This window comes from Nocardia heshunensis, assembly GCF_054782115.1.
Genome location: NZ_BAAGTC010000009.1, coordinates 1,130,730 through 1,143,698, shown reverse-complemented (window position 1 = coordinate 1,143,698; position 12,969 = coordinate 1,130,730). Strand labels below are relative to the sequence as shown.

The 12,969-nt window shown below is 67.6% G+C and carries 13 protein-coding genes; 5 read left to right on the top strand and 8 right to left on the bottom strand.

Annotated elements, in window-relative coordinates; genetic code table 11:
- Window positions 1–4 precede the first annotated feature (4 nt).
- From ACYVN4_RS33510 to ACYVN4_RS33500, 3 genes are read right to left on the bottom strand one after another with little or no spacing between them, the layout of a single operon-like run.
- The gene (locus tag ACYVN4_RS33510) at window positions 5–220 is read right to left on the bottom strand and encodes a hypothetical protein (RefSeq protein WP_460726042.1); all 216 of its coding nucleotides are present in this window, start codon (window positions 218–220) and stop codon (window positions 5–7) included.
- On the bottom strand, window positions 217–1,119 hold the full coding sequence (locus ACYVN4_RS33505; protein ID WP_460726041.1) for an SDR family NAD(P)-dependent oxidoreductase: 903 nt from the start codon (window positions 1,117–1,119) through the stop codon (window positions 217–219). Before ACYVN4_RS33505 ends, ACYVN4_RS33510 begins: the two co-directional genes overlap by 4 nt.
- A gap of 11 nt (window positions 1,120–1,130) precedes the next feature.
- Entirely contained in the window at window positions 1,131–2,768 is a 1,638-nt protein-coding gene (locus ACYVN4_RS33500) for a flavin-containing monooxygenase (protein WP_460726039.1), read from the bottom strand.
- A 174-nt stretch (window positions 2,769–2,942) separates the two neighbouring features.
- Between ACYVN4_RS33500 and ACYVN4_RS33495 the strand changes: the two genes are divergently transcribed.
- The 4 genes from ACYVN4_RS33495 to ACYVN4_RS33480 all read left to right on the top strand — a co-directional run bounded on the left by ACYVN4_RS33495 (window position 2,943) and on the right by ACYVN4_RS33480 (window position 6,539).
- Window positions 2,943–3,734, top strand: coding sequence for a hypothetical protein (locus tag ACYVN4_RS33495; protein ID WP_460726037.1), 792 nt, complete (start codon window positions 2,943–2,945; stop codon window positions 3,732–3,734).
- Window positions 3,735–3,748: 14 nt separating this feature from the next.
- On the top strand, window positions 3,749–5,299 hold the full coding sequence (locus ACYVN4_RS33490; RefSeq protein ID WP_460726035.1) for a flavin-containing monooxygenase: 1,551 nt from the start codon (window positions 3,749–3,751) through the stop codon (window positions 5,297–5,299).
- Between the two features lie 91 nt (window positions 5,300–5,390).
- Complete coding sequence (locus ACYVN4_RS33485; RefSeq protein ID WP_460726033.1) at window positions 5,391–6,344, top strand: sigma-70 family RNA polymerase sigma factor; 954 nt, start codon at window positions 5,391–5,393, stop codon at window positions 6,342–6,344.
- 12 nt (window positions 6,345–6,356) lie between these two features.
- Window positions 6,357–6,539, top strand: coding sequence for a hypothetical protein (locus tag ACYVN4_RS33480; RefSeq protein ID WP_460726031.1), 183 nt, complete (start codon window positions 6,357–6,359; stop codon window positions 6,537–6,539).
- On the opposite strand, the gene ACYVN4_RS33475 is transcribed toward ACYVN4_RS33480, so the two are convergent.
- Window positions 6,540–7,979: a carbohydrate kinase family protein gene (locus tag ACYVN4_RS33475; RefSeq protein ID WP_460726029.1), complete on the bottom strand. Its 1,440-nt coding sequence runs from the start codon at window positions 7,977–7,979 to the stop codon at window positions 6,540–6,542.
- Window positions 7,980–8,113: 134 nt separating this feature from the next.
- Here ACYVN4_RS33475 and ACYVN4_RS33470 point away from each other — a divergent pair, with 134 nt between their 5' ends.
- A complete protein-coding gene (locus ACYVN4_RS33470) occupies window positions 8,114–8,626 on the top strand; it encodes a hypothetical protein (RefSeq protein WP_460726027.1) in 513 nt (170 codons plus the stop codon).
- A gap of 14 nt (window positions 8,627–8,640) precedes the next feature.
- On the opposite strand, the gene ACYVN4_RS33465 is transcribed toward ACYVN4_RS33470, so the two are convergent.
- The 4 genes from ACYVN4_RS33465 to ACYVN4_RS33450 form a co-directional block, all read right to left on the bottom strand.
- Window positions 8,641–10,239, bottom strand: coding sequence for a GMC family oxidoreductase (locus tag ACYVN4_RS33465; protein ID WP_460726025.1), 1,599 nt, complete (start codon window positions 10,237–10,239; stop codon window positions 8,641–8,643).
- Between the two features lie 121 nt (window positions 10,240–10,360).
- Window positions 10,361–10,708: a DoxX family protein gene (locus tag ACYVN4_RS33460; RefSeq protein ID WP_460726023.1), complete on the bottom strand. Its 348-nt coding sequence runs from the start codon at window positions 10,706–10,708 to the stop codon at window positions 10,361–10,363.
- A gap of 47 nt (window positions 10,709–10,755) precedes the next feature.
- Window positions 10,756–11,049, bottom strand: coding sequence for a hypothetical protein (locus tag ACYVN4_RS33455; RefSeq protein WP_460726021.1), 294 nt, complete (start codon window positions 11,047–11,049; stop codon window positions 10,756–10,758).
- A 160-nt stretch (window positions 11,050–11,209) separates the two neighbouring features.
- Window positions 11,210–12,952, bottom strand: a complete 1,743-nt coding sequence (locus tag ACYVN4_RS33450) for a sensor histidine kinase (RefSeq protein ID WP_460726019.1) — start codon at window positions 12,950–12,952, stop codon at window positions 11,210–11,212.
- Window positions 12,953–12,969 lie beyond the last annotated feature (17 nt).

Genomic DNA, 12,969 nt, shown 5'->3' with positions numbered 1-12,969 from the left:
CCTCTCACTTTCCGAAAAGGATCGAGCGCGCCGCGACCCGCAGTAATCGCGGCGCGAGCTTCATGGCGTCGTCGATCGCCCGATCGAGGCTGCGGCGCTGCGCGATCCGGGCGCGCTGCAACAACGTCAGCAACAGCTCGGATTCCTGCTGGGTCAGCGCCGCCAGCACCTCGTCGGGACCGCCGATCACGGCGCGCAGGGCGGCACGATGATCGGTCATCGACGGAAGGCGATCGAGGCGGGCACCCGGTCGGCCGCCACCCGGGCCACGTTCTCGGCCAACGTCATGGTCGGGATCGAGCAGACCCACCGCATCAGTCCGGGCGAGAGCCGATGCAGCAGCCACGCGAGGGTGGCGTCGAAATTCACCGGCACGATGGCGAGGTTGAAACGGATGGCCCGCTCCACCGCACGCGCCACCATGTCGGGGCTCGCGAAGCTGTACCGCGATTGCACATCCGCGAAGTTCGTGCGGACCTGCTCGATCGCGGCATTGTCCTCGCCGACCAGGGTGGCGTTCACTGCGAGATGCGTTCTGGTGACGCCGGGGCAGACCGCGCTGACACCGATGTTCTTGGGCGCGAGCTCGGTTCGCAGCGATTCCGCGATCATCAGCGCCGCTGCTTTGGACGCCGAATAGGAGGGCGCGACCCGGTTCGGCGTCCACGCCGCACCGGAGGCGATCACCACGATGTGCCCCGGCCGACCCCGCTCCACCATCTTCTTGCCGACGATCCGGCTGCCGTGGACCACGCCGTAGACATTGATCGCCATGACCTTCTCCCAGTCCTGCGGCGACTGGTCGAGGAAGGCGCCGCCGAGTGCGATGCCCGCGTTGTTCACCAGGATGTCGGGGACGCCGAACTCGGCGCTCACCGCGTCCGTGATCGCCTCCCACTGTTGCGGATCACGGACGTCGAGGGTGCGGGCGTGGCAGGTGCCCTCGGCCAGTTTCGCGGTCTGCTCCGCCGACGCCGAATCGATGTCGGTCGCGATCACGATGTCGCCCGCGGCGGCCTGCCGCAGCGCGATGGCCCGGCCGATGCCGCTCCCGGCGCCGGTCACCAGGACCACCCGTCCGCGCTTGTCCGCGACGGGACCGGAGTAGGGAAGTCTCATCATCGATCCGTTCAGTTCGTGTTCGCAGGAACGGTTTTCGGCTGCCGCGAGCGGGCAACGCCGTTTCCGGATGACGCAGGGGCGACGGCCCGGAAGGTGTAGTCCGCGCGCGGGTCGAAGCGCTCGCTGTGATCCCACAACGAGTCACGGAATCCGCGCGACGGGCGCAGGATCGGCGATTCGCCCCGCGCGTTGAAGAAGTAGCTGCGGACGTTGTGCCGCTTGAACTGTCGCTCGACCAGGTACTCCTGCGCGACCCGGGTGAACGGGCTGGTCACCATCATCCGATGCCAGTCCTCGTGCGCCTGCGGCGTCACCTCCACGACCGGCGCCTCCTGTGCCCGAGCGTCCGAGATGACCCGAACCGCATGCAGCGCAGCGCTTTCCATCATGCTCACCCAGGTCACCCCGTTCCAGCCGTACGGGCCGTATAGGAACCAGCGGTTGGGCAGCTTGGGGATGGTCACACCCGCGTACGCCTGCATGCCGTTGGCGCGGTAGAACTCGCCGAGATCGAAGCCGTCACGACCGCGCACCGCGCCGATGGGGAAGGCTTCCGGATCCGAGGCCACCGTGAATCCCGTTGCCAGCACGATCATGTCGTAGTCGCGCTCGGTGCCGTCGGCGGTCCGGATACCGGTCTCGGTGAAGCGCTCGATCGGGGCGGTCAGCAAGGACCCGTTGTCCCGGCTGAAGGTCTGCAGGAATCCCCGGCCGAAGGTCGGCATGTTCGCCATCAGGCCGTGCCGCGGCATCAGGGCACGCCGGGCGTCCGCGTCCTTCACCTGGAACCCCAGGTACAGCCGATACGCCGCGCGCAGCACGGCCTCGAGGCCGGTGATCAAGGCCAGCGCCGCTCGCTTCGGAAGCCGCTCGGCCGCGACGACAAGCGCTTGGTACACATACCAATTGGCCATATAGGCGAAGGTGTGGAAGCGGTCCGATCGCATCAACCGCTGCCCGAGGCGGCCGAAGGCGAAGTCCGGCTTGGGAAAACACCACGTCGCGGTGCGCTGGTAGACGTCGATGCGGTCCACCTCCCCCGCGATCGACGGCACGATCTGCATCGCGCTCGCCCCGGTGCCGATCACCGCGACCCGCTTGCCCCGGTAGTCGTAGGAGTGATCCCACCCGGCCGAGAGCATCAGCTGGCCCCGGTACTTCTCCACGTCGGGAATGCCGGACTCGGAACGGGGTTCGAGGAAGAATCCGGTGGCATTGAGCACGTAGCGCGCGGTCAGCCGCTCGCCACCGGCCAAATGCAGTGTCCAGAAACCGTTTTCGTCGTCCCACTCCTCGCGTTCCACCGAGACGCCGAAGCGGGCGCGCTCGTAGAGACCGTGCTCGCGCGCGACCCGCTGGCAGTACTCCCGCACCTCCTGACCCGTCGCGAACACCCGCGACCAGCGATTGGGCGCGAAGGTGAACTCGTAGGAGGTCGAGGGCACGTCCAGCGCGACCCCGGGGTAGGTGTTGGCGATCCAGGTGCCGCTGAAATCGCTTCTGCGCTCGAGGATGACGAAGTCGTCGATCCCGGCGCGCCGCAGCTGGCAGCCGGCGGCGATACCGCCGACGCCCGCGCCGATCACGGCGGCTTCGACGTCGGGCGCGGCCCGGCCGGCCGCCCGTTTCCCAGTGTTGGACCCCAATGTCCCCAGCTCCCGTCGGTTTTCACGCGCTCAGATAGCAGCGATATTCGGATAGTAGATCAATCCACATTTATCCACTACCCCTTGAGATAAGACCGCTATCCGAATACCGTCGATATCTACCGACCTCGCCGCCGCATCGAGCACCCGGGGTCACCAGTGGAAAGATCTGCAATGTCGCAAGTCTTCGATCGCCGATCCACGTCCGGATCCGGCTCACCGCTCACCTCCGCGAATGCGCCCCTGCTCGACCGATTCGCCAGGTCGATGACCCAGCCCGCCACCATCAAGCGCTGGTACGCGCTGGTGATCGCCGTCTGCGTGACGCTGATCGCCGCGACCCTGCTGGTCCTCGTCAAGGTGATGCCCGAAGGATCGGATGTCGCCGGGACCGTGGCCTTCTACGCGAAGTACAACACCCTGCTCCGCGTGGTCTCGGCGCTGCTGGCGCTCCTGTTCCTGGCCGGAACGGTCTGGTCGGGCGCGTTCATCGGCAGCCTGTGGGCGGCCGACACCAGCCGCAATCGCGTCTACACCTGGGCGGCCGCGTTCAGCGAAATGATCGTGCTCAGCCTGTTTTTCACCGAGGCCGGGTTCTTCGCGGCGACCGTCCTGCTCTCCGGGCACGCACCCGACTCGACCATCCACACCCTGCACGTCTGCGTGCTCGTCTCGGCGGCGCTGCTCGGTCCGGTGTGGATTCCCTATGCCCTTGCAGCCTTGTTGATTTCGCGGCGGTCCGGGCTGTTTCCGAGCTGGCTGAACAGACTCTGCGTCGCGGTCGTGGTCATCGACCTGTGCACCATCACCGGCGTCTTCACGCTGTCCGGACCGCTCAATGGCGAGAACGGGCTCGTCGGCGCGTTCGCGGGGGCACTCGGACCGATCATCTGGGTCGGCGGCGTCGTCGCGTGGGAGCTCGTCGACTGGGCACGGTACCGGGTCGCTGCGAGCGGGAATCGCTAAGGGAGGCATGGGTAATGACCGAGAGCATGACGCACCCGCAGTACGAGGTCGCCGTGATCGGGGCCGGGCCCGGCGGGATCGCGGCCGGGGCCAAGCTGCGGATGAGCGGGATCGACGACATCGTGATCCTCGAGCGCGCCGACGATGTGGGCGGCAGCTGGCAGGAGAACCACTATCCGGGCATCGCCGTCGACGTGCCGTCGACCACCTACCAGTACTCGTTCGCGCGAAATCCCAACTGGTCCAGGTTCTTCGCCCGTGGGCCCGAGGTGAAGCAGTATCACGCGGACGTGGCGCGGCGGTACGGGCTCTACGTGAAGACCCGGTTCAACGCCGATGTCGAACGCGAGGAGTGGGACGAGGACGGGCGGTGCTGGTCGCTGTATCTCGGCGACGGGTCCACCGTCACAGCGCGATTCGTGATCAGTGCGATCGGCGCGTTCGTCCGGCCCAAGCAGGATGTGGGGATCGCGGGGGCGAGCTCGTTCGCGGGCAAGGTACAGCGGCCGACGTCGTGGGACGACGATTACGATCCGGCGGGCAAACGGGTCGGCATCATCGGCACGGGAGCCAGTGCGGTGCAGATCATTCCGGCCATCGCGCCGTCCGTGGGCAGCCTCGCCGTCTTCCAGCGCACACCGGTGTGGTCAGTGCCCAAGCCCGATTTCGTGGTGCCGCAGGCGATGAAGCGGGCACTGGCGGTGCCCGGGGTGTCGGCGGCGATCAATGGCGCGGCGTTCGTGGTGGTGGATCTGGTGCTGCGTTTCGTGTCCAAGGCCCCGATGCGGGTGTTCCGGCCGGTCGCGGATCGGTTCGACGCGTGGATGATTGCCGGATATCGCCGGTATGTGCGCTTTGTCATCGACGATCCGCAGACCGCGGCGCGACTCAGTCCCGACTTCGGGGTGCTGGCGAAGCGGCCGACCATGTCGACCGGGTATCTGACCGCGTACAACCGGAACAATGTCAGCCTGATCACCGATCCGATCGCGCGAATCACGTCGACCGGCGTCGAGACCCGCGACGGCGTGCTGCACGAGCTGGACGTGCTCATCCTCGCCACCGGTTACGAGGTGTTCTCCGATCCGGAAACCTATGTGCCGGGAACCGTTGTCGGCCGTGACGGATTCGACCTGGCCAAGTTCTATCGGGAGGAGGGATTGCAGGCCTACCAGAGCGTTTCCGTGCCCGGGCTGCCGAACCGATGGACGCTGGTCGGACCCTACTCGTGGAGCGGCACGAGCTGGCACGCCTTCGTCGAGACCACCGCCGACCATGCCGTGCGGGCGATCACCGAGACCCGCCGCCGCGGCGCCGACGTCTGCGAGGTCCGACCCGAAGCCGCCGCGGAGTACCACCGCACCATCCACCGGCAGGCGGCGGGCGTGCGCTATTACCTGTGTGAACTCAATGGGCACGTGCCGACCTATTACCGGAATTCGCAGGGCGACAGCACCTATGTCCGGCCTCAGGGCTTTTTCGAAGCCAGGCGGCAGACACGAGAGTTCCCGCTCGAGGATTACCGCTATACCCGGGCCGGCGCCGCACGCGGGTCTCTCGGATGACCGACGAATAGAAGTTGCTCGACACCGATGACTTTCGCGGTGCGATCCGCTCTCCATACGTAGGAGACATCCCCGACAGGATGGGCGGATCATGCGCACGATGACCGAGACCGGCAGCGAGGATTTCGGGCGGCTGAGCGAGCCGTTCCGCCGCGAGCTGCTCGCCTACTGCTATCGCATGCTCGGATCGGTCGACGAGGCCGAGGAGGTGGTGCAGGACGTCTACCTGGACGCCTGGCGGGCCTACGACGGGTTCGAGGGCCGGTCGTCGCTGCGCACCTGGCTCTACCGCATCGCGACCCGGGCCTGCTTCAAGGCGCTGGAGAAGGGCCGACGCAGGCCGCTGCCCGCCGACCTCGGCGACGCCGAGACCCGCATGTCCGCCGGCCTGGCACGGTCACCGGAAGTGCCCTGGCTGCAACCGATCCCCGACTTCCTGTTCACCGCGGCCCCGAGCGATCCGGCAACCGTCGTGGTGCAACGGCAGAGCCTGCGACTGGCCTTGATGGGGGCCCTGCAGCAACTGCCGCCGCGACAGCGGGCCGTGCTGATCCTGCGCGATGTGCTGCAATGGCGAGCCACCGAGGTCGCGGAGCTGCTGCAGATGACCACGGCGGCGGTCAACAGCGCCCTGCAGCGGGCGCGCGCCCAGGTTCCGCTCAGCGAGGACGGGCTGAGCGAACCCGACGAACCACGCCAACGCGCCCTGCTCGACCGGTACGTCACCGCCTTCGAGACCGCCGACGTCGATCAACTCGTCGCGGTCCTGACCGAGGACGCGCGCTGGGAAATGCCGCCCATCGCAACCTGGTTCGAAGGCCGCGACACCATCCTCGCCTTCCTGGCCCAGCAGATGCGAGCCATCGGCTCGGCCGAACTGGTCCCCACCTCCGCCAACGGCCAGCCCGCCTTCGCGGTCTACACCCGCGGCCGCGACGGCGCCCGCCACCCCCACGCCCTGCACATCCTGACCGTCACCGACGCGGGCGTCACCCGGGTCGTCGCCTTCCACGGCTCCGCCCTGTTCCCCCTGTTCGGACTCTGAGCGAGAACCACGATGCCCGAATCAGCGCCCATCGACGACGCCCTGCACACCCAACTGCGCCTGTTCTGCGAACTCATGCTCGGCTCCGCCGAGGCCGCAGACTGCGTGATCAACCAGATCTACCAAGAGAATTCGCCCGCGGAACGCCTACATCTCTTCCGCCTTGCCGCCGCCCGCTGCGGACTCCGACCATGATCAGGTAGCAGGCGCGACAGCCGTCGGTGGCGGCCGATCCGACAGCCACGGTGGGGGTTCGGCGCCGCTGGAGTACTGCTCCCACAGCGGACCGAGGTCGGATCGGCGGGGTAGGCCGTCGCGGCCGCCGACGGTGGCGGATGCGGCCAGCGCCATCACGTGGGCCAGGTTGACCGCCTCCTCCGGGGTGCCGCCACTGAGTAGGGCGAGCATGACGCCCGCGACCGAGGCGTCGCCGGCACCCGTGGTGTCGGTGAGCCGGTGGCAATCGACATCGACGACACCCTCCGGGTAGTGGGTCGTCATCCGCTCGCCGGCCTCGGTCACCGTGATCGCGACCGACCGCGTATTCGCCACGCCCGTAGACAGTTTCAACACGATGACCATCGGCCGGAGCCGGGGCAGTTGCGCACGAATGTCGCGAATCTTGTCCTCGATCGGACGATCCTGCAGGGTGCGGTGTCCGAGTAGCAGGTCGAGATGGTGTTCGTAGACGAACACCACGTCGGTGAGGCCGAGCAGCGGCTTCACCCCCGCGACGCCCAAGGATGCGTAGATCGAGCCGGGGTTCAGGGTGATGACCGCCCGATCCGCCACCGCCGCAGCAACTTTCTGCTGCAACACCCGCTGCTGCGGGCCTTCCATCGAGGTCAGGTGCAGAATCCGGCAACGCTGCGCGGCCTCGACCAGCGCATCGACCCGCCCTTGACGATGCAGCCGGGTCGCCAATTCCGAATTGATGCCGGGCGATACGACGATCATCCGCCCGCCGGACTGGTCCGCCAGCACGATGGTGCTGCCGGTAGGGCGCTGGGAATGCGGCACGGACAGCACACAGTCGACGTCGACACCATCGGTGACGAGTTGCGCCACCAGATTCCGACCGGCACCGTCATCGGCGACAATGCCGGCGACGGCGGCTCTGCCCCCGATACGCGACAGCGCGACAGCGGTATTGGCGCCGGAGCCTCCCGGCGCGTAGTGGTTTCGGCGACTGACCACCTCGTGGTCGCGCTGGATGCGATCGACGAGATGCACCGCGTCGGCGTTCATCGCGGTGATGGTCAGCAGATCGGTGGAACGGTCGGGCCGCGCCTTCGCGAGAGCTTGACTCCATCCGTCGACGGGCGCGAGTGAGGTGGTGCCGTAACCGCGATAGAGATCGTCCCACCAGTCCTGGTCCCGCCATGGGGGATTGATCGTCCGGCCCGTCCGGTCGGCCAGATCCAGACACGTCCGGACGAACCCTTCCACCGTGGACCACGCCGGAACCCGGGTATCCGCCGGTGTATCCAGACGGCTGTACAGGTCGTAGAGGGTGTTGCGCCCCAGCGGGATACCGAGGGTTTGGCTGCGGCGGAACAGATCCGCCGCCGTCGGGAATTCGACCGCGGCCCGCAAGGCGCGCAAGGACGCGAAAAGATCCGGCTCCGTCGCCACAGCTACCCACCCCAGTACGAAATTCCGGCCCGTCAGGCCGGATCCGGACCGGATTTCCGGGCCTGCTCGAGCGGTGACCATAGTTTATGGCAACTATTCCGGTGGGGCACAAAGAAAATGCCTCGCCACCACCCGTGACACCGGGCCGCGGATCGGTCATCGGCGTCACCGTGCGCAACCCCGACGTGATCCCGATGGGTGCGCCGCAACCACTCGCCGCCGTGCTCCCGGCGACGGTCCTGCTCATCGAACAGGCACTCGCGCCGATCACGGTGCTACCCAGCCTCGGCGCGGTACTGCTGGCCTTGGCACTCCAGCTTCGGCTGGCTTCCGCCGGCCGACGAGGTAGGGCGTCGATCCTGGTCCGGTGCTCCCCGTGGCAACGCCGACCCGGCATGCTGATCCACCTGGTCGACGACTCCGGCCGCAGCTGGGATGCACGTTTCCTGCCGGTCACCCCGATGGAGCTGAGCATCGGCGACCCCGTGTTCACCGAAGGTCGGATCGACCGTCGTGGCCGACTGCGGATTCGCGCGATCACCAACATTCGCACCGGCGTTCGTCGACTCAGCCGCGGCTGGGCGGTGTGGCCGATTGTCGGGATCAGTGTCGCGATGATGGTCCTGACCGCCGTTGCGGCGATCTGAAATCGGCTATCGGGTCAGGTCAGGATGATCGAGGCGGCGTGTTCGCCGATCATCATGGTGGCGGCGTTGGTATTGCCGCCGACGATGCTGGGCATGATCGAGGCGTCGGCCACCCGGAGGGACTCGATGCCGCGGACTCGGAGAGTCGGGTCGACCACGGCGCGGGCGTCGGTGCCCATGCGGCAGGTGCCGACGGGGTGGTAGACGGTGGTGGCGCGGTTGGGGACTTCGGCGGCGAGGTCGGCGCGGGTGGCGTATTGGGGGCCGGGGGCGATCTCGGTGTCGACGGCGGGGGTGATCGACTTGGCGGCCATGACTTCCCGGGTCAGTTCCATGCCGTGGACCAGGGTGTCGAGGTCTTGTTGCTCGGCGAGGTAGTTGGGGTCGATGGCGGGGGCGGCGGTGGGGTCGGCGGAGGTCAGGCGCAGGGTGCCGCGGCTGCGGGGGTAGATCATCGTCACCAGGACGGTCAGCGAGCGGCGCGGGTCCGGGACGTGGCGGATGGGGGCGTCCTGGTTCGGGCCGGGGTAGCCCCAGGGCAGGACGTGCAGTTGCAGATCGGGCGCGTTCCCCGCGTACGGGGTGCGCAGGAACGCGACCGCCTCGAAAACGCTGCGAGCCAGCCAGGTGCTGTTGTTGCGCAGGGACTCTCGCACGAACGCACGGGCGAAGTAGCCGGGTGAGGATCGGCGCACGGCGGTCGGCATGGCGAAGGACATCGGGACGAACAGGTGGTCGTGCAGGTTGTCGCCCACCGGGAGGTCGGCGACCACGTCGATGTCGAAGGCACGCAGATGGTCGGCGGGACCGATGCCGGAGAGCATGAGCAGTTGCGGGGAGCCGAATGTGCCAGCGCTGACAATGATTTCGCGATCGGCGTGCAGAGTTTCGGTGCCGCTCTCGGCCAGGTACTCCACCCCGACGGCTCGACCGTTGTCGATCACGATTCGGGTGACCTGCGTATTCGGTAGCACCGTAAGGTTTTTCGGCCGATCGTCGAGGTAGCCGACCGAGGTGCTGTAGCGCAGGCCGTTGCTGTTGCTCTGCTGCAGGATCGAGATGCCGTCCTGCTCGGCGGCGTTGTAGTCGGGATTGAGCGGCAGGTCCACGGTGTCGGTGAACGCCTGCATGAACGCCTCGGAGGCGGGGGTGAGATCGCGGGCCCGGATCACCCGGATCGGGCCGGAGCCGCCGCGGAGGTCACTCGCGCCGTCCTCGAAGGACTCGAACTTCTTGAAGCTGGGCAGCACATCCTGATACGCCCAGCCCGCGTTGCCCTCGCCCGCCCAGTCGTCGAAATTGCGGCGGTTGCCGCGCACGAACACCATGCCGTTGACCGAACTGGAACCGCCGACCACCTTGCCGTGCGTCTGCGGGACGGTGCGACCCAGCGCGTGCTTCTGTTCGACCGTGTAGTGGCCCCAGTCGATGCGCTTCTTCAACTGGGGCACACTGTGCATCGGGCCGATCATGCCGGGCTTGCGCACCAGCCGGGAGCGGTCGGGTCCGCCCGCCTCGAACAGGGTGACGGTCGCACCCGAATCGGCGAGCCGGCGGGCGATGATGGCCCCGGCGCTCCCGGAACCGATGACGATGTAATCCGTGGCTGCCATGACCCAGTCCTTCCGCCCACGCGAGTCCCGCCGCGAGTCGCCGACGAAACTGGAACGTGTTGCGAAACTACTCGAATCCGGTCGCGAGCGAGTCCGTTTCGGGCCAGCCGACCCGCAGGTTTCACCTGGCGAGCTGAAGAGCCACCGTCGCGGCGGCCGGTACCAGGTAGAGCACCGGGAAAATCGCCGAACCGGCGTGACCGGCGCGGATGGAGGTGGCCGAAGCGCCGAGGAAATACAGCACCAGGCAGATCGCGGCCGCGATCCCGACCACGGGGATGAAGAAACCCGCGATCAGGCCGAGCGCACCGGCGGTCTTGGCCGACGCCAGCCAGTTCCACCAGGACTTGGGGACACCGTACTGCTCGAGCGGCTCGACCACGAACTGCTTCTCGGTGAACAGGGAGAAGCCGGAGAATCCGATCCACAGGGCCGCGACGACTCCGACGACGTGGTAGGCGATGTTCATGAGGGTTCCTTTGCGAATTCGTGCGTGGGAGTGAAAGTTGTCGGGCCTCAGGGGAATTCGTCGATGATCTCGCCGGTGAGCACGGAGGCGTCCAGCATCAGCGCCTCGGTGGCCTCGACCAGCGGAACGCCCTGTGCGGCCGACAGTGCGGCGAGCATGTCCTCGGCGCGATCCCAGCGCCAGGCATCGAGGTAGGTACCGTCCTCGAGTCGGGTGAGACGGGTCCCGGTCAGGCTCGGATTGGCCCGCCGGATGCCATCGATGAGTATTTTGCGTTGTGCCAGCAGGCTTTCGAGATCGGCGCGGGCCACTCGAAACTTGTGCAGTCGGACCACGGGCATAGTGGTGTCCTCGCTTCTTCGGTTTGTCGTGTGAACGAGAACAAGCCTCACATCGGGGAAGGGGGCGCAGTAGTGCGCGCGGCACCGATCAGGCATGCATCCGGCAGCGCCAGACCATGCAAAATGCACAGGCCAGCAGGTCAGCAGGGCAGTGCCGAATTCAGCAGGGCAGTGCGGCTTCCAGCCGAAACTCACCGCCGCCGATCGAAGTCGTGAACGAGCCACCGGCGTCGACCACGCGGGCGCGCATATTGCGCAGGCCCTGCCCGGATCCGCCCGAATCAGCCTCGCCCGCACCGTCATTGCGAATATTGAGCTGCACCTGACGATTTCGGCTCCGGCAGCGGATCTCGACCCGCGTCGCGGTGCTGTGCCGCAACACATTGGTGACCGCTTCCCGCACGACCGGGGCGAGTATCAAGTCGGCCCGCTCCGGCAGCTCGTCATCGCAGTCGATGCTGACGCTGGCGATCGCGGCGGCGAGGATGGCTGCGGCCGAATCGAATTCACCACGCAAGGTGCGGGCGGCGCGATCGTCGGTGAGGGCGAGCGCCTCGAGTTGCGCGTCGGCGGCGATACGCAGCGCCTGGCCGATCTCCGACTCCGCCCGGCGCGAATCCCGGATGATCAGTTCGCCGATGAGATCGCACTTCAATGCCAGCACCGACAGCGTCAATCCGAGCAGATCATGGATGTCGCGGGCCAGCCGCAGTCGTTCCAATTGCGCCGTCCGTGCCGCCAGCGCAGCCCGGGATCGGTTGAGCTGCACCGACAATTGGTGGAATCGGGAGAGCCCGAACAGCACCAGGGTCGCTTCCAGGGCGAGCAGCACCCAGCTGGTGCGATCGGCCAGTCCCCCGGTCGGTGCGGTGAATACCGCACGCAGCGCGAGACAGCCGACCGCCACCAGCAGCCACGACACCCGTTCGCGCAGTAGGGCGGCCACCGCCAGCGGGACCAGCCACAGCGCCCAGAACGGGCCGAGCCACGGCAGCGGAGCCAGGGTGAGAATCAACTGGGCCCAGAGCAGCGGTCCCGCGAAATCCGGCCGAAGCACCTGCGCCAGCAGCAACGCCGAGACGGCCAGCCCGCCGAAGGCGTTCGCCACGGGGTACCGGGCAACCTCGAAAACCTGATTGGCAGTCAGCGCGAGCATGCTCGCAGCCAGCGTGGCCAACGCCAGCCGGGGCGCGATGCGCGCGACCGGTGCCGCGTCCTCGGCGGGCAGGTCGAGCTCGTGCTGGGCGGCGGCGGTGCGACGCATCATGGCGACGATCGCGCGCGTCCGCTCGGCCGCGTCCTCGGCCGTGACCGCCGCCCGGTCCGGCGCGTGCGCGAGCTCGTCTCGCACCCGGTGCAGACGTTCGGTCACCGCGACGAGCTGTGCGCCGAGCCCGGCACGCAGATCCCGTGCCACGCGTAGTCGTTCCTCGGAGCGGATGACCCGGGCCAATTCCTCCTGGGTCGAGCCGAGCCGATCGACCAAGCCCGGCAAGCGCAGCAGGCTGAAGATCACCACGCCGATGGCCGCCGTGCCCAGGGAGGCGAGCAGATAGGTGGTGGTGCTCGCGTGCCAGCCGTGATGCGCGGGACCGGAGATCAGTGCGATCGCAATAAAGCCCGGCCACCGCCAGCGCCGTTGCGGCCCGAGGGCGATCGTGGCGGCCAGCAGGGCGTCGAGATCGACTGTGCCCGGGGCGAAGAACGCGATCGGAAGGTAGGTGATCAGCGTCTGGGCGACCAGCGCCGCCCGGTAGTGCCCGCGCCATCGGAATGCCGTGACCAGCAATGCCGCCTGGATGGCCGCGCAGCAACCGACGGCAATCCCGTTCTCGCCGAACACGACCGAGAGGACGTACACGAGGAGGAACAGGTACCCGGTCGACCTGGCGAGCAACGACACGCGATGATTGCATACCG